Source organism: Oscillatoria sp. HE19RPO, assembly GCF_024220515.1.
Classification (GTDB): Bacteria; Cyanobacteriota; Cyanobacteriia; order Cyanobacteriales; family Laspinemataceae; genus Laspinema.
Genome location: NZ_JAMXOT010000144.1, coordinates 1 through 17,021 on the forward strand (window position 1 = coordinate 1; position 17,021 = coordinate 17,021).

General features: G+C 50.0%; 11 protein-coding genes. 6 read left to right on the forward strand and 5 right to left on the reverse strand.

Features of this window, described 5'->3' with window-relative positions:
- Window positions 1-422 precede the first annotated feature (422 nt).
- On the forward strand, window positions 423-1,937 hold the full coding sequence (locus NG833_RS13665) for a hypothetical protein (RefSeq protein WP_254565839.1): 1,515 nt from the start codon (window positions 423-425) through the stop codon (window positions 1,935-1,937).
- 425 nt (window positions 1,938-2,362) lie between these two features.
- Window positions 2,363-3,373, forward strand: a complete 1,011-nt coding sequence (locus NG833_RS13670; RefSeq protein WP_254565840.1) for a sensor histidine kinase — start codon at window positions 2,363-2,365, stop codon at window positions 3,371-3,373.
- A 557-nt stretch (window positions 3,374-3,930) separates the two neighbouring features.
- Here the strand turns inward: NG833_RS13670 and NG833_RS13675 are convergent.
- Both NG833_RS13675 and NG833_RS13680 read right to left on the reverse strand, forming a co-directional pair.
- On the reverse strand, window positions 3,931-5,226 hold the full coding sequence (locus NG833_RS13675) for a recombinase family protein (protein ID WP_254565841.1): 1,296 nt from the start codon (window positions 5,224-5,226) through the stop codon (window positions 3,931-3,933).
- Window positions 5,227-5,366: 140 nt separating this feature from the next.
- Window positions 5,367-5,729: a VOC family protein gene (locus NG833_RS13680; RefSeq protein WP_254565842.1), complete on the reverse strand. Its 363-nt coding sequence runs from the start codon at window positions 5,727-5,729 to the stop codon at window positions 5,367-5,369.
- Between the two features lie 45 nt (window positions 5,730-5,774).
- Here NG833_RS13680 and NG833_RS13685 point away from each other — a divergent pair, with 45 nt between their 5' ends.
- The 4 genes from NG833_RS13685 to NG833_RS13700 all read left to right on the forward strand — a co-directional run bounded on the left by NG833_RS13685 (window position 5,775) and on the right by NG833_RS13700 (window position 12,223).
- Window positions 5,775-6,041 carry a DUF6737 family protein gene (locus NG833_RS13685; protein ID WP_254565843.1) on the forward strand — a complete coding sequence of 89 codons (267 nt, stop codon included), beginning with the start codon at window positions 5,775-5,777 and terminating at the stop codon, window positions 6,039-6,041.
- 389 nt (window positions 6,042-6,430) lie between these two features.
- On the forward strand, window positions 6,431-7,237 hold the full coding sequence (locus NG833_RS13690) for an alpha/beta fold hydrolase (protein WP_254565844.1): 807 nt from the start codon (window positions 6,431-6,433) through the stop codon (window positions 7,235-7,237).
- On the forward strand, window positions 7,222-9,942 hold the full coding sequence (locus NG833_RS13695; RefSeq protein WP_254565845.1) for a bifunctional diguanylate cyclase/phosphodiesterase: 2,721 nt from the start codon (window positions 7,222-7,224) through the stop codon (window positions 9,940-9,942). The genes NG833_RS13690 and NG833_RS13695 overlap by 16 nt, the downstream gene beginning before the upstream one ends.
- A gap of 136 nt (window positions 9,943-10,078) precedes the next feature.
- Window positions 10,079-12,223: a protein kinase gene (locus NG833_RS13700; protein WP_254565846.1), complete on the forward strand. Its 2,145-nt coding sequence runs from the start codon at window positions 10,079-10,081 to the stop codon at window positions 12,221-12,223.
- A gap of 337 nt (window positions 12,224-12,560) precedes the next feature.
- Here NG833_RS13700 and NG833_RS13705 read toward each other — a convergent pair whose 3' ends face one another.
- The 3 genes from NG833_RS13705 to NG833_RS13715 all read right to left on the reverse strand — a co-directional run.
- Entirely contained in the window at window positions 12,561-14,150 is a 1,590-nt protein-coding gene (locus NG833_RS13705) for a hypothetical protein (protein WP_254565847.1), read from the reverse strand.
- Window positions 14,147-14,494 carry a hypothetical protein gene (locus NG833_RS13710; RefSeq protein WP_254565848.1) on the reverse strand — a complete coding sequence of 116 codons (348 nt, stop codon included), beginning with the start codon at window positions 14,492-14,494 and terminating at the stop codon, window positions 14,147-14,149. Before NG833_RS13710 ends, NG833_RS13705 begins: the two co-directional genes overlap by 4 nt.
- Window positions 14,495-14,703: 209 nt before the next feature.
- Window positions 14,704-17,021: CHAT domain-containing protein (locus NG833_RS13715; protein WP_254565849.1), on the reverse strand; the 2,318-nt coding region annotated here is incomplete at its 5' end.

Here is a 17,021-nt window from a genome sequence, read left to right on the forward strand (position 1 = left end):
TTCGTTCGTAGTCACTGCTCAACGGAGTAGCCCCGTCAATGTAGGGGCGTATTGCATACGCCCTGGGGCGCAAGCATTTACTCCGACAGATACCTTTCTTTCAGTTGAACGTTTGGAGGATTTATATTTTGCAATCCCCTAAGTCACGCCCCGATATCAGGCTTTGCCTCCAGTTCCCAACCCCGCAGGCGGTGAACCCTCAGATTGCTCGTGTTATGGCGGATGCCATAACACGAGAGCAACGACTGAAGTCGTTACTACGAACATGGACCCCATCTTCCCCATCTTCCCCATCCTCCCCATCAAATCTCTTGATATTTTTGTAACTTGCCCGATTTTTTAAGAATCGGTCCGTATAGTAATCGATGACAAACTTTAAACGAGTTGAGTCAGTCCTGCATTTACCTGAATGATAATTCATCATGAACATTCCTTTTATTTTAGACCTGGCGATCGGGCTGATTTTTGTTTATTTGATTCTGAGTTTACTCGCCTCGGAAATTCAAGAACTGATCACCACCCTGCTACAGTGGCGAGCCGAACATTTAAAAAAATCTATTGAAGTGCTGATGGGAGGCACTCAAGAAAGCGAAGAAAGCCGAAAGGCCCGAATTCTTGCCAATGAACTGTATGCTCACCCCTTAATCAAGGACCTCAATCAAGAGGCTAAAGGAGCGTTAGCCCAAGGATTCAGAAAAATCAGTTCTGGATTGTTTAAAATTTATCAAAAAATGACCAACACCGAGAATGTGTTTGGAGAGAATGAAGGAGGACCTTCTTACATTCGTCCGGACTTTTTTGCGGTGACTCTTATGGATATCTTGGGGGTTGATAAAATCTCTCATGCTCTTAGTATTGCTCGGGTAGAAAAATTCAAGCAAGAGCAGTTAAAAGAGGTTTTTAATTTAAGTCAATCTGCCAGCATAACTGAAGTTAATACGGGGATTTTCAACAAAGAACTAAGAGAGTGCGGGCAAAATTTTGATGAACTGGTGACGAAATATGCTCAAGAAGAAATTACGTTAGCCATGTTCGTTGAATTAATGGAAGAACGGTTGCTGTTATTTGTAGCAAACTCGCGACTGGCTTTTGCCGCAGAAGGAGAAGGGGAAAGTCCAGAATTTTTGCTGGAGCGAATCAGTGCAGTCGCCAACCGCATTTATGGAGAGGCGGGCAAGAAGGTTTTGTTAAAAAACTTGAAGCCTGAGCCGAGAGAGATTATGGCGAGTCTGCCTCGGTATCGAGAAGTTTATCTGGAAATTCAGGAAATCTTTGAAGATAAAAATAGTCCGGCTTATCAAGGGATTGAATCGGCATTCAAAGAGTTAGAGAAAGTCATCGATTTATTACCTGAATCTCTTAAGGACAGTTTACGAGTTTTAGCTAAACGAGCGCAACAGAAGAACGATGGAGCTCAAGATACGCTCAATACGTTTCAGCAAGAAATCGAAGTTTGGTTCGATCGCTCGATGGAACGGTCCTCGGGGGTGTACAAACGCAATGCCAGAGGGATTGCGATTATTATCGGATGTCTGGTCGCGGCGATCGCCAATGCCGATACCATCTATATTGTGAGTAGCTTGTCAAAAGACCCGGTTTTACGGGCGACAGTGACTCAAAATGCTCAGAGTATTGTCAATGCTCAACCGATTCGAGACCCCCGAGAATTAGAGGGAGTCAAGGCAGAGCTCAGAAAATCTCTTCAGGATATCTCGTTACCCATTGGATGGAGTGAAGTCACCGTCAAAGAACAACGGATTCAAAATCGCCAGTGGCGCGTTCCCTTTGTCAAGCAATTCGCAGGATGGTTACTCAGTGGAATTGCGATTTCGATGGGGTCAAGTTTTTGGTTTGATCTCATGGGTAAGATTGTGAATGTTCGCAATGCGGGCAAAGGATCGTATCCCACGGATGATCACTCGTCGCGATCGCTGTAAAGGTATCGGTACAAAAGAGCGGAGGGTCAAACCTCCGCTATTTTTTTGCGTTGTCGGCATCCCCAACTCCCATCCCTAGGAATCCAACCGAGGGTGCATCGGTGCCATCCTCATACCAAATCCATTTGTTAAAAGTCTGTTTTCGCTTTTAGCCCGCGCAGGCGGGCTTCGTCCGTATAGCCCCAGGCTTCAGCCTGCGGGTTTTTACAGACCTTTTACAACCGGATTCCGTATCACCCTGAATCCGGTTCCCCACTGCTTTCCCCCGACTCCGGGACTTCAGTCCTCCTCAAGAGGCAACCCCGTCAAGGGCTTACGACAAACGTTCTTCGGGATTCCTTCCCCCTGACTCTACCTTGCCAACAAAATAGGAGGGTAAAAATTGATATAATTTGAAGTGTTGATGTGACAGGGGGCTGTCCATAATGACCGATCGCATTCAAGAACTGGAAGACCGAAATCGTGAATTGGAGCAAAAAGTCGCTCAACTGACTCAACAATTAACGGATCAAGATCAACAACTCCAAGATAGTGTCCAAGAACTGCATCGACTGCAACAACATTTGCTGCAAATGGAAAAAATGTCGATGCTGGGTCAAATGGTCTCGGGAATTTCTCATGAAATTAATAATCCTATTAACTTTATTTATGGCAACTTACCCTACGTTGAGGAACACGTAGACGATTTATTTAGGGTATTAGAAGCGTATCAAGAAGGATACCCAGACAATGCCGAAGCGGTGGAGGAAATCTTAGAAGAAGTAGAACTCGATTACGTTCTGGAAGATTTACCTCGGATTATGGGTTCTCTCAAGGTGGGTGCAGAACGGATTCGGGATTTGGTCCTGACCCTGCGGAATTTCTATCGCCTGGATGAACCGGACATGAAAGTTTCCGATTTACAAGAAGGGTTAGAAGCTACCTTGGTTTTGCTGAATAATCGCTACAAACAAAACATTGAGGTGGTTTGCGAATTTGGAAAAATTCCTAAAATAGAATGTTATATTAATCAGATTAATCAGGTTTTCATGAATTTGATTAATAATGCGATAGACGCCCTGGAAGAACCCGATAATTCCGCAACTTATGGGGGAGAAAAGCTGGAACGAAAACCGGGAAAACGAAAAATTATTATTACAACGGAAACCTTAGAAAATAATCGAGTTGCGATTACCATTTCCGATAATGGTCCGGGAATTGCGCCAGATATCGAAACTCGGGTTTTCGAGCCATTTTTTACCACCAAAGCAATGGGAGTCGGAACGGGATTGGGATTATCGATTTCTAAGAAAATTATTGAAGAAAATCATCACGGCAAGATTATCTGTACTTCCAAACCGAACGAAGGCAGTACCTTTCGGATAGAACTGCCGGTGTCTCAACCCAAGGAAGCTGAAGGGGGGGCGGAGTCAGAAAAACCGGCGGTTCAAGTTTAGGTTCTTGGTTGAGTAAGGGAACTCCAAAAAATAAAATACCCAAAAAACCCGCAGGCTGTTCGCGTAGCGTTCCGTAAGGAAAGCCTGGGGCTACACGGACAAAGCCCGCCTGCGCGGGCTATAGAGAGTCTGGTTAGTTCCTTAACCCTCGTATTAGGGGATTCCAACAAATAAATCATCCTTGCTTTGAGGGAACTCCAAAAAATAAAATCTCCAAAACGTTCGTTCGTAGTGACTCCTCAACGGAGTAGCCCCCTCAATGTAGGGGCGTATTGCATACGCCCTAGGGCGTATGCAATACGCCCCTACAGATACCTTCCTTTCAGTTGAACGGTTGGAGGATTTATATTTTGCAATCCCCTGATGCGATCGCACCTAACAAGGCTCTTTTAGCCCGCGCAGGCGGGCTTTGTCCGTGTAGCTCCAGGCTTGAGCCTGCGGGTTTTTTGAAGGTTTTATTTTTTGGAGTTCCCTAACCGTTAGAAACCCGGGTTGTTTTTAGGAAAAATTAATTCATTTAACCCAGTTTTTTGTCTCCTTTCATCCAACCTGAACCGCTAGAAAATAAAGATAATTTTCAACTGCCATGCTTTGCCTTGGCGGTGGATTTCGATTTGGCGAATGAATTCCCGAAAGTAGAATCGCCGTTCGGTTTCGGATAAATCAAGCCAAAACTGAGGGAGAGAAACGGCTTGGGCGGTTTCGCGCAAGTTGACGGGAGGGAGTTGTGCGAGTTGACTTTGGAGTTCGGAAATTTCTGTGCTGAGTTTGTAACGGCGCAAATCGGCAGTTTCTGGATCTAAGATACCGTCTTGGCGCAGTTGTGGCAGTTGGGTGAGAATCTGTTGCTTGGTGCCGATCGCCTCTTGAATCTGCTGTTTAACTCCGCCAATTTGTCCCATTTCTAATCCCGCAACGGCGCGAGGCAATTCCTGACAGACTTGAGCGATCGCCTGTTGTAAAATTGCTTGGTATGGAATCGCCCGACATTTCGGTTGTCGGACACAGTTTGTCGGACGCAAATATAAATACTCCCGCTTCCCCTGATGCGCCTTTGCTTGGGAAACCGCCATTGAGCAATGGCATTCCCCACAGACGACTAAACCCGCTAAAGAACGGGAGGCGCTGGCAGTTCGAGGCGGCATTCTTCGATTCCGGCGCAGGAGGCGATCGACTTGTGCCGCTTCCTCTCGGGAGATAATGGCTACATGAGTATTGGACAGCACTAACCCATTTTTATACGCTAAATCCCCGCGATAGGTGGGATTGGTTAACCATCTCCTCCCGGTTGTCACAGAAATTTTTTTGCTGTGTTTTCGCTCTAAATAGCGCACGGCACCGCGCAAAGAGCCATACAGGAGAAATTGTTCAAAAAAGTCTTTAACCAGAGCCGCAGCAGCGCGATCGAGGGCATAGCGGTCTTTGCCGCGTCGATATCCAAAGGGTGCTTTTCCCGGTGGGGGAATGGATTGCAGGCGATTTTTAGCGTGTCCTTTGCGAATTTGGCGGGAACGTTGGACGCTTTCAATTTCTGAAAGTAGTTTCAACAGTTCGCTGCGGGTGAGGGGGGTATCTAGGGTGGCGGTGGCATTTTCGGTGGCGACAATTTGGATTTGGCGTTCTTCTAATTCTGCCATGCGATCGCAGACTTCTCGAACGGAGTCTCCCAATTCTTCGATGCGCCGAATTAGCAAATAATCGGCGGTTTCCTGTTGGCAATCCTTCAGGAGTTGTTGCAGATGGGTGCGAGTTCCTAAATCTCGATACACGCGATCGACTTCCCACCCCCAAATTGCTGGATCACTGGGCGATTCTAACAGCGGGTCACTATATAAATAGGCAATAATTTTCATTTAGGGAAATCCAAAACATAATGCCAACAACCCGCAGGCTGAAGCCTGGGGCTATACGGACGAAGCCTGCCTTCGCAGGCTGAAGAGTTTTGTGAAGTTTTTAATCGCGAAATTGGGATAATTTATTTTGGGGAATTCCCTTACATCTGAGTTAATTCAATGATATTACCATCGGGGTCTTGAGTAAATAATGCCGCCCGTCCGGAGGCACTCATTTGAATTAAACAGTTATGGGCGAGTAAATGAGCTTTGGCGGCTTCTAAGTTGCTGATTCCCAAGGCAAAATGGGGATTGCGACCGAGTTTTTCGCGGTTAGCTGGGACTAAATTGAGGGTTTCATCGACAATTAAATGCAGTTGAACCGGCCCAATTTGATACCAGATTCCGGCATAGCTAAAGGGGCGATCGACTTTTTCGAGTCCGAGGACGTTACTATAAAACTGTTCGGACCGATGTAGGTCAGAAACTAAGATGGCGGTATGAAGATAGGGGGTAATTTCCATATTTATGATAAAACGAAGTGAGTTTGTTGTTTATTTGAGAGTTTTATGTCACAAGAACCGACTTTGAATCCTTGGAATTATAAACCCTGGTGGTGTCAGCCTTGGTCAATTTTGTTAACGGGGATTACGTTGATTGTGGGCAGTTGGTTGGTGTTTCACAAACTTTGGGTAACGGCGATCGTTGCGGTCCCTTTGGTGGCTTGGATGGGGTTTTTCTTATTAGTTTGGCCGAGGTTGATGATTGAAAGTGGGATTTTGGACCGTTACGAGGCCCAGTTCAGGGAAGGGGGAACGGGGGAGAAGGAGGGATAATGGGGGTTAATTTTTTTTAAGTCATTATCATGATTTAGAGATTTTGTCAATATTTAGAGGCGGTTGGTTTAGGCGATCGCCCGAGGTGGGGGGGCGCTCCCCGATGGTATAGAGGGGCCTTTGATAAATTGCCCCTATTTCGCAATTCTAGACGTGATCGGGGCTAAAAAAAAGGGAAAAATTATCTAAGGAGTGGGGAGTAGATGCAGTCGTCTGGAATACATTTATCTTAACTTTCTAGCGGTCTTAATTTTGTTTTAATCATTTATAGAGAGATTTCGTCGCAGTCAGTTGAGGAGTCTGATTTCCCAGGCGAGTGGCTTGGAGAACGCAAAGTGTGCATCTACGAGGACTCCCTCAAAGGTCAGAACAGTGAAGGAAACAGATATATGTTGCTTACAACTAGCATCCTTGCTCGAAATAACGTGAATCTGCGGGGTCAGGGTAGTGAAACGATAATTTTTGCCCACGGATTTGGAACGGATCAAACCGCGTGGCGCAACCAGGTCAAGGTATTTGAGCCAAATTATCGAATTGTCTTATTTGATTTAGTCGGCTGTGGGAACTCGGATTTATCCGCCTATAGTCCGCGTCGCTACAGCAGTTTGCACAGCTATGCTGAGGACTTACTGGATTTGTGCCATGAGCTCAAACTCGAAAACTGTATTTTTGTGGGTCATTCCGTCAGTGGGATGGTGGGGGTACTGGCGGCCTTATCAGAACCGAAACGCTTTAAACAACTGATTTTATTAAATCCATCTCCACGCTATCTGAACGATGGGGGATATGTGGGGGGATTTGACCAAGCGGACCTCGATGGCGTGTATGGGGCGATGTCCTCAAATTATCATGCTTGGGCCAGTGGGTTTGCGGAATTGATGATGGGAAACCCGGACCAACCGGAACTGGCATTGGGTTTTGCCCAAAACCTCTTAGCGATGCGTCCGGATATTGCATTAAGCATTGCCAAAACGATTTTTCAGTCGGACCACCGGGGGGACTTATCGCGGTTGCAAGTTCCCACGGTGATTCTCCAATCCACTCATGATCCGGCAGTACCGGGAGTAGTCGGGGAGTACCTGGCGGAAAAAATCGCCAATAGCAGACTGATTCCCATCAAGTCAGAGGGACACTTCCCCCACTTAAGTACACCAGAGACCGTATCGACGGCGATCGCATCATGTTTGTCCAATTGACTCGGTTGAAACAGTTGACACAGTTAACACAGTTGACTCAGTTTTCTCAACCCGAACAACTGCGTCCAGACCGCTTGCCTCGGTTTGCACCCAGGGTTTTCGAGTCGATTCTGATCCTGTTGCTGATGGGATGGCTACTCCGATGGACCCCGGTCTGGCCCGTCGCCTTGACCCTCTTGATGGTGGGAATTTTCCGCCCGGTGTTGATTGTTCCCGTCTCAATCATGGGAATCACGTTAGTGTCCCTGTTAGACCTTCAACCCGGTGAGGGAATATTGGCTTATAGCTATGGTCTAGCTTTGGCGGGGGTGGCCTTTCTGGGGTTAGGACTGGGGAAATTTTTGCGCCAGGTGGAGTGGCAATTCGCGCTGCAATCGATGTTACTGCAATTGGGTGACGATCGGGCCGCTGGGACTCCGGAAAGGGTTTTGAATCATACCCTAAGCTTGCTGATGACCCTGGTGGATGCAGATGCGGCGATCGCCTTGCGACAAGTAGATGAGGTCACCGCTGAGGCAGTCGTCTGTCTGCCTCAGACGGTGTTAGCGGACAAATTCACCTCTCCTCAACTGTTTGCCGAGGCAGTTGCCTTGAATCGCTGCTTGTATTATCAGGACTATCCCCACCAACCCGGGGCAATTCGCAGTTTAATCGCTGCCGGTACTCGGTCTTTAGCCGTTTTGCCCTTGCAACCCACAGTGCTCCAGGGTTCAGAGGGCCTCTGTGGGGGCATTTTAATGATTTGGTCTCGCAACGTTACCCTCACTCCGGACCTGAAGCGCTGTCTGGAATCCCTGCGTGGGGAACTGCGAATGTTACTCCAGTTTCAAGACACAACCTGGCGACTGGAACGGACAACCATCCGCCTGGGGGCGATTCTGGAAACGATTCCCCAGGGGGTGATTTTTGTCGATGATCGGGGGGAAGAGAGTTGGTTGAATCCGAGTGCAGCGCAACACCTGGATTTGCAGCCAGGAGAGGTTAAACCCTTAGAAATCGCCCTCGCAATGGCCAAGCTGCGAGCCAATGCGGATAATCAGGAAGCCCTCTGCGCCCAAGCAGCCACACTGTTCCAAGAACCGGCGATGGAGATTCGGAATTGGCAGTGGATCTTTACACAACCCGAACGTAAAGTGTTGAGCATATCCATTACCGCTACTCGGATTCGCAATGTTCCGGGTCGGCTGTGGGTGATTGATGATATCACCGATCGCTACTGGTTACAGCAGGCATTGTTAGACCGCTCTCAGGAGTTATCTGAAGCGAATGAAGGTCTTCACGAAGCGGCGATCCAACAATCCTTGCTGTATCGACAATTGAGAATAGCCAATGCGGAACTGGAAAAGTTAGCGACTACAGACGGATTAACTCAGATTGCCAATCGGCGTATTTTTGATGCGGTGTTGGCACAGGAATGGAAGCGATTGATGCGATCGCAATCTCCCCTCTCTGTCATTTTGATTGATGTAGATTTTTTCAAACGGTATAACGATACCTACGGACATCAAGCCGGGGATGAATGTCTTAAGAAAATTGCCCGGGCCGTCGCTTCCGTGGTGAAACGTCAAGGGGATTTAGTGGCCCGCTATGGTGGGGAAGAATTTGTGGTGGTGTTACCGGCAACGGATGTACCCGGGGCGGTGCGAGTGGCGGAAGAAATTCGGCTGGCGGTAGCAGAAGCCAATCTGGAACATCGGACCTCGACGGTTCGAGAAATTGTCAGTCTCAGTCAAGGAATTGCTACTCTAATCCCGCGACTGGATACCAGCCCTGATGAACTCATTGCCGCTGCGGATGAAGCGTTGTATTACGCTAAGAGTCGAGGGCGCGATCGCTATGTGGTGTTCGATCGCAAAATGCAAGACCGATCGCTGGCGATTATGCAAGTGGAAAAGGATTTACGCCTTGCTATTGAGCGAGAAGAATTTTGCTTGCACTACCAGCCGATTGTTTCCCTGATTAATGGGGAAATTGTCGGGTTTGAGGCATTAGTCCGGTGGAATCATCCCCAGCGCGGGTTGGTTTCTCCCGCTGAATTTATTCCCATTGCTGAACAAACGGGGCTGATTACTGCGATGAGTTGGTGGATTTTTCATGCGGCTTGCTGCCAGTTACGAGAGTGGCAATTGCGATTCCCTGATTATCGAAGGTTGACGATGAGTATTAATCTTTCCGGGAAGCAGCTAGAACAATTGGGGATGGTGGAGCGTGTGGACCGGATTTTGCAAGAAGTTGGAGTGGATGCCTCCTCGATTAAGCTGGAAATTATGGAAACTTCCTTAAAGGAAACTCCGGCTTTAGGGACGATTCTCAACCAGCTCAAGGTCATGGGATTTCAGTTGGCGATCGATGATTTTGGCACGGGATATTCTTCCCTGAGTCGGCTGCATCAGTTTCCCATTGATACCTTGAAAATTGACCGCTCTTTTATCAACCAAATGAGCCGAGATCCCAAGGGGTTAGCGATTGTAGAAGCGATCGTGATTTTAGCGCAACATACCCATCTGACAACCATTTCTGAAGGCATCGAAACCATCGCCCAACTGGAACAGTTACAAAACCTAAATTGCGAATTTGGACAGGGGTATTTGTTCTCCAAACCCTTAGACTCCAACGACGCCTATACGCTGCTGGCACAAAATGTCACCCCCCGGAGTTTACAGTGCATATCCCTTCCTTCTTGTCAATGCCCTACCGGAGGATAAAGGGGAATGGAGTAAAGATTAACGGACAAGTCTAAAAAAGAATCGAATCTGGGTAGCTTCTAGAAGGAAACACTTTGTACAATCAAGGGTGAATTGTTATAGCAATACGGACCCCCTGTGGGAGAGCGAAACCTAGATGAAGCCCCTCTTTTGCAGTAAAGGACATGATAATTTCCCCGGAAGTCGCTTTTGCCAGTCCTGTGGCGAACCGTTAAAGGTGCGAGGCCCAGAGGGAATCTCAATAGGAGCCATTTCTGCGGGAACCATTGTGGGCGATCGCTACCGACTGGTGCGAGAACTCGGTCACGGGGGCTTCGGACGCACTTATCTGACTGAAGATATTAACCGCTTTAACGAACGGTGCGTGCTCAAAGAATTTGCCCCCAAGGTTCAAGGGACCTACGCCCAACAAAAGGCGGAGGAACTCTTTGCCAGGGAAGCGGGTGTTCTCTACCAACTCCAACACCCGCAGATTCCAAAATTCCGGGAACTATGCCGATCGCCCGTTGAGGGTCGCAGTCGGTTGTTTTTGGTGCAAGATTATGTCGAGGGGCAAAACTACCGGACATTGCTCTCCCAACGCCGTCAGCAAGGGCAGAAATTTACCGTTGCTGAGGTGACGCAGTTCCTGCAACAACTTTTACCTGTTTTGGATTACATCCACTCGCGCCGGGTGATTCATCGAGATATTTCTCCGGATAATCTGATTTTCAGGACTCTGGACCAGTTGCCGGTTTTGATTGATTTTGGCGGGGTCAAGCAAGTGGCGGCCCAGGTGGAGTCCCAGGTGATGACTTCGCCGGTTACCCATCCTCCCATGCCGGTGGCAACCCGTCTGGGTAAGGTGGGATATGCACCGGAAGAACAGATGATGTTGGGACAGGTGTATCCCCACAGCGATTTATATGCCCTGGGGGTGACGGTGTTGGTGTTGTTGACTGGGGAAGAACCCCAGCCATTTTTTGACCCCCAGGAGTTGAATTGGGAGAAGGATGGACTTGGGGAGATGCCACCAGGTTTGCAACAGGTCCTGAAAAAGATGCTGGCCCCTCGGGTAGGCGATCGCTTTCAAAGCGCCACTCAGGTTTTACAGGCGATCGCCCAGGTCCAATCCACAGGAACTCTAGGGCCTCAATCTCAACCCCCGGCCCCCCCGACCCGGCCCAATTCTGTCCCACCCGGGACGGTTTTTCCCACGGAACTCCCCCCGGAGAGCCTTTCCACGGCTAAAAATGTCAATTCGGGTCCGTTATCCCCTTCCCCGGCATCGGTGGCGGAAATGACCGGGACTGCTGCCGTTACCGGAATTCCGCAGTCTCGACTCGGGCGACTCCCTTGGTGGGGGACGCTGTTATTGGTGATGGTGTTAGTCGTGGGTGCCGGGAGTGCCGGTTGGTGGGGAGGCAGACAGTGGGTGAAATATAATCCCACGCAACCCCCCGGTTTTGCTGAGAAACCAGATTTATTTGAAGATGTTGATCCGGATTTAGTAGAATTTTCTGCCCGTTATTCCCCGGAGGAATTTAAGCGCAAAGAAGTCCTGCGCGATCGCCGAGAGGAGTTGGGGATTGCCTATCAGTTTTATGTGAATCTTGTGAATGAAACCTTTTATGAACGATATCCTAGCCAACGGGGGATTGTTCTGAGTTATGACCCGGAAGATGAAATCTGGCGATCGCGCTGGGATGAGTTGGCCTCTGAACTGTTAGATTATTTGGCGACTTTAAGCGACCAAGCGCGCCGGGGTTTGGGGACTTATGACTACCAACAGAGCGATCGGGTATCAATGGCGGTGAATCGATTACAGCTAAGTAGTCGCGCCCTGTATGATTTAGCCGATGCTCAATTTTTTCATCAATTTCCTGAACAGCAAGGGGTTGATTTTATTAATCAACCCGTCGGCCAAATTTGGCACGCGATCGTTGTCGATCAACTCACCGCCTTACAACAAGGGAAAACCCTCGAAACCATTCAATTTTCCCGAGGTCAATTTCGACATCAAGTGAGAGATGCTCTGGGTCCTGGTGAAGGGAAAGCTTATACTGCATATCTCTCAAAGGGGCAGATTTTGCGATTATCTTTATACGCCAATCAAGGGATTCGCATCTCTCTTTATCCGCCCAATAGTACCAGCGATCCACTCCTAGCAGATTCTTCCCAAAAGTCATGGAGTGGAGTGTTACCTGAATCGGGTTACTATGAAATTATTGTGATATGCGATGCCAGCAAACCAATTTCCTATCAACTCAACCTCGCTGCCGATCGCGTTACTTCCGAGTGATATCATGTTAGGGCGATCGCCACCTCCGGTCCCCTCCCCTTGCCAAGGGGAGGGTTAGGGTGGGGTCCTCATTGACGCGCGCTCCCCCATGAGGCGATCGCACTTGTATAGAGGCGGATACAAACCTTTTTCTTCATAATGTGGCGATCGCCATGTCACGATGACCCTCTACTCACTTATTCCTCGTGACTTGGCTTTGCTACAGCAAGAGGGACCCCACCCTAACCCTCCCCTTGGCAAGGGGAGGGGACCGGAAGTAAAAAACCTGGTCTTGTCAGCCCCCTTTTTATCGCACAATAAGGACGCAAAAATCTCACATAAAGTAACCCTGCTCACCCTACTCCTTCTTGTCCTCAGATACACTCAAGCGATCGCCTACGGGATTCAGGGAAATTTCTGGAATAACCGTGGCTGAAATACCCTTGGGAGTCAAGTTTGCCTGAGAAAGAGCTCGCCTTTTTTGAATCTTTTTTGTAGCGAACCTCCATGCACCCCAAGAACACAATGCACTCCCCAGAAGTGCCAGAATAAACGGATGGGGGGGTAACCAGAATTGCTCCTGAGTCGGGATTTGCCAAGGTTGGGTGGTGATTAACCCAGAAGTTGACGCAACGATCGCCCCTGCCGCAATCCCGACCCCCACCGCGTTGATTTGGTCTTGTAAACCTTGGTTGAATTTTTCTTGCTCTTCTCGACTGGTTGCTAAGGCGGTTTGCAGTTGGCGATCGCGTTCCGCCTGGTCAATTTCCACTAAACCCCGAATCGAGGCGATCGCCGTATCCAGCAACCCCGATCCGTGGCGAAAATAGTTGAGATCGGCAGTGATTTGGTCTTGAAAAGCGACTGCCTCCTTCTCCCCAAACACCCGCAACGCCTCTAGGGGAGTTTGCGCCAATTGTTCCATCTGGTCCAGGATAGCGAGATAGTTTTTTTGATTAATGGCGATCGTATTGTGAGCATATTCCAGATTCCGCAATTGCTGGGAATAGGACAAAGCAGTTTTCAGCAACTCTTTCAGGGTTAGTTTTAACTCCGTTAATTGTTCATCAGTCAGGGTATCTCGTTGCTTATTCTGGAGATAATTTTCATTTAATTGCTGTAAATATCGCTCATTTTCGCTCACAATTGCATCAGCTTTTTGATAAGAGTAGCGGCTCTGTCGGAAACTCTCGGAAATTTTGTGATAATATAATAAAAGCTCCGGCAACTCCCAATAACATCGCTGTAAAATCAAACTGGTTTCCTCCTCAAAGAAAAACCAAATCAGCAGATGTCCGAATGGATTTACCGTTAAATCATCCCGGGGATTGCCATACTCATAAAGATAGCCCCCCCAAAGTTCATAAGTGCGATACAACCGGGGGAAAGAACCAACCGTTGACACCTGAAAAAACTGTTGCCAGCAAGTGCGGGCTAAGGATTCCAGATCTTGAACCGCTGAGGGCCGAGGTCTATCCAGATAAGCTGTTAATAATAAAGTCTGTCCCAAATACCCTAAAGGGGGAGTTTTAGGCGGAGTGAAACAGCCTTGGGGATTGAGTTTCTCAAGGTCTTCGCTTCGGTATTGATCCTCACCGGGATGTTCTGGGCAGAATAGATTCAGATTCAACCCATAGCTATCATGGAGGGATTGAGGATAGACAAATCCCTCTAATTTTTGTTCGGGAATCTCGAAATATTCATATTGTCGCCCCTCCTCCAGATCTGGATTGTTAAGCAGTTCAAAATTGCGGGAATTGGCCTCATTTTGCCACCCTGAACTGAGCGCAACGCCAAAGGGCGATAACACCTGTTCATAATGTTGTTTCACCCAATCCAAATCGGCCAGGGTTTGCTCTGAGGAGGGTTGAGCCTCAGCCAGCACTAGCCCCTCACGATAGCGATAGGCAAACCAATAGAGACTCGGGGCGTAGAGATAATCGCTCATGCTGGTTTTTTAGGGATAGCATTGTTAACCGACTCAGCAATCAAGGCTTTATTGTAAACCTTGCTGGCTTTTTCTCCCTCCGCCGGTGTAGGAATGACTTTCCCTTTTTGAACCATACTAGCCCGCAGTTGGCGCATGGCTTTGGGGTCGATATTTACCTCAACTTCTTGACACCAAGATTGAATAGATAACGCTAAGATTAAGGGGCTGTCTTCCACGGTTTCAAGCTGGCTTAGAAAACTCGGGAGATGTTCCCATAAGCTATTAGTCGCCGGGAGAGTCGTGCGGGCATTCTCAAGAAAGGTGAGAAAATCTTCAATAATTTGGATTTCTTCTGGAGGCATGATTTTTAAGGGTAGATACGGGATGAGAATGAGCCTGTGATGAGCAACAACCGGCGGGGGTTAAAACGATTGGCGGCCTCAGAGCTTCAAGTCGGTTAAAAACCGACTCCAAGTCTTATACCGTGGTGTTTTCAGTCGGTTTCAACCGACGTAGGGGCGCTTCGCGAAGCGCCCCTACAGGCGGGGGATTGATCCCCCGCCGGTTGTTGCTATTCTAACCCGTTGGCGCGGAAGGCGGACCAGTAGAGACGCTGGCTAAAAGGAGTTTGGCGATCGTAGCGGTTGAGTCTGAGTTGACAACGGGCTAAATCGTCCCGGGAGAATTCTAGGGTATCTTTGCACCAGTCTAAGAATTGGGCCGGGGTGCGGGTACGCAGCCAGGTGGTGGCCGATTGGAGGGCTTGGGTAATGGTGCGGGTGGGGGTGAGTTCTTCATAGAAGCGCACGGAAAGGAAAGCGGTGGCAAAATCATCCACAGACCAGAGGGTATCCACCACGGTGCCACTCCCGGCGTAGAGGAGGGCGTTGGCGAGGCCGATATATTCATCGGTGATGCCGCTATCCAGGCGGCCCGTTTCGCAGGCGGAGAGGATGACTAGGCGGCAGGTGAGTTTGAGGTTGCGGTAAATTTCCGCAGCGGTGAGGCCCTGGAGTTCCGTGTCGAAGCGGCGACCATTCCGGAAGGTGAGGGTGCGCGCATCGTCCGGGGGGGCGGGGCTATCTCCGGCGAGGATGAGGGCGGAGTTGAGGGGGTTGGCGCTGTTGAAGCCGCCATGACAGGCGAAATGGACTATTTCGCTGTTGTGGAGTTGGGCGCGGGTACCGGGTTGCTCAAAGGCGGGTTTATTCGCTTCCTGGTGTTTGAGGATGTAGGGGTTGGGCAGGAAGCGGGGGCGGATCAGGTCAATTTCCACATCGGCGTAGTGGAGGTCTTGGGTGGGGTTTTGGACGGCGAAGAAGGGGGCGGTGGGGGTGGTGCGGGGGCGGTTTTGGAGGTAGGCAAGGATTTGGCAACTGGGGGCATAGCGCACCCCCTGGGTAAAACAATCCTGTAGGGGCGCAATGCTTGCGCCCTCCGGGATAGGGCCTGCACATTGCGCCCCTACGGGTTGGACGGTGACAGTGAGGGCGTGGAGGGGGAAGAGGTGGAGGTAGAGGTGGGGGATGAGGATGAGATGATGGCAGGGGTTGGGGCAGTGGGTGAGCAGTTGGGGGAGGTCGAGGAGTTGGGCGAGGTGGTCGAGGCGTGCTTCTAGGGCATCGTACCAACTGGCGGCGCGGTAGTCGTGGTTATAGGTTTGGTTGAATTCATCCAGGGCGCGGCGTTGGTCTGGGCTGTAGCGGTGGGGGTGGATGTGGGTGTGGCCGTGGCTGTGGGTGATGAGGAAGGCGTAGGCTCCCAGCTTGGGGTCTTGGGGGAGGAACCATTCCAGGATGGCGCTGGTGGGGGTGAGGAGTTGGCTGAAGTCCGGGAGTTCCGGTTTAACGGTTTCAAATTCGTTAAAGGTGGGGTCGTTGATTTCCGCGAGGAGGGCTTGGCGTTGGGCGAGGAGGTCGGTGAGGGGGTTGGTTTGCGGGGCGGGGTTTGGCAGGTCGAGGCTGCGCTGACCCGGTTGGGAGTCCCTGGGGTCGGGTTGGGGTTGCTCGTCCAGGGCATATTGCAGGGCGGCGATTTCCCGGTTGAGTTGGTCGTAGCGTTCCAGTTGTTCCGGGGTGGCGTTTTCCGGGAGGCGGTTGGCGTTGTGGAGGAGTTCGATGAAGGTGCGGGCTTTGCTGCGTTCGACGGTGAGCAGGGCTTGTTCGTAGCGTTCCAGGTGGAGGCAGGCTTCAATCATCCGCCCATAGAGGGGGAGGGCATCGGCGAGGAGTTGTTGTTTGGTCTGGGGGGAGGTGGCCCAGTCGCGACTCTGTTCCACGGCGCGGATAGCGTTGTCGTAGCCGTGGATAGCGTTTTCCCAGTCTTGGCGGTGGTAGGCGAAGTTGCCGAGGTTGCGTCCGGTTGTGAGGCAGTTGAGGGGGAAGGAGGAGGGGGTACGGATTTCGAGGGCGGCTTTGTAGCAGAGAATTGCGGCTGCGGCTTGGCCTTGTTCCTGGTAGGCAGCCGCCAAGTTATTTTGCGTACCTGCCCATTTTTCGGGATAGGCGCTGGGGGTATAGACTGTTAAAGCGGCTTCGTAGCAGCGAATCGCCCGCTCTAGGTTCTCCCCTCGCTCTCCCCGGATGCGGGTTTGGTAGGCAGCCGCCAAGTTATTTTGCGTCATTGCCCATTGTTCGGGATAGGCGCTGGGGGTATAGACTTTTAAAGCCGCTTCGGAGCAGGCGATCGCCCGCTCTAGGTTCTTCCCTCGCTCTCCCCGGATGCGGTCACGGTAGGCAACTCCCAAGTTATTTTGCGTCATTGCCCAATCTTCGGGATAGGCGCTGGGGGTATAGACTTTTAAAGCCGCTTCGTAGCAGGAGATCGCCCGCTCTAGGTTCTCCCCTCGCTCTCCCCGGATGCGGTTACCGTAGGCAAGTCCTAAGTTAT

Coding starts and splice junctions, on each gene's coding strand:
- NG833_RS13680 (WP_254565842.1), bottom strand. CDS start 5,729: ATGGAAATTACCCCCTATCTTCATACCGCCATCTTAGTTTCTGACCTA.
- NG833_RS13710 (WP_254565848.1), bottom strand. CDS start 14,494: ATGCCTCCAGAAGAAATCCAAATTATTGAAGATTTTCTCACCTTTCTT.
- NG833_RS13695 (WP_254565845.1), top strand. CDS start 7,222: ATGTTTGTCCAATTGACTCGGTTGAAACAGTTGACACAGTTAACACAG.
- NG833_RS13685 (WP_254565843.1), top strand. CDS start 5,775: ATGTCACAAGAACCGACTTTGAATCCTTGGAATTATAAACCCTGGTGG.
- NG833_RS13670 (WP_254565840.1), top strand. CDS start 2,363: ATGACCGATCGCATTCAAGAACTGGAAGACCGAAATCGTGAATTGGAG.
- NG833_RS13665 (WP_254565839.1), top strand. CDS start 423: ATGAACATTCCTTTTATTTTAGACCTGGCGATCGGGCTGATTTTTGTT.
- NG833_RS13675 (WP_254565841.1), bottom strand. CDS start 5,226: ATGAAAATTATTGCCTATTTATATAGTGACCCGCTGTTAGAATCGCCC.
- NG833_RS13690 (WP_254565844.1), top strand. CDS start 6,431: ATGTTGCTTACAACTAGCATCCTTGCTCGAAATAACGTGAATCTGCGG.
- NG833_RS13705 (WP_254565847.1), bottom strand. CDS start 14,150: ATGAGCGATTATCTCTACGCCCCGAGTCTCTATTGGTTTGCCTATCGC.
- NG833_RS13700 (WP_254565846.1), top strand. CDS start 10,079: ATGAAGCCCCTCTTTTGCAGTAAAGGACATGATAATTTCCCCGGAAGT.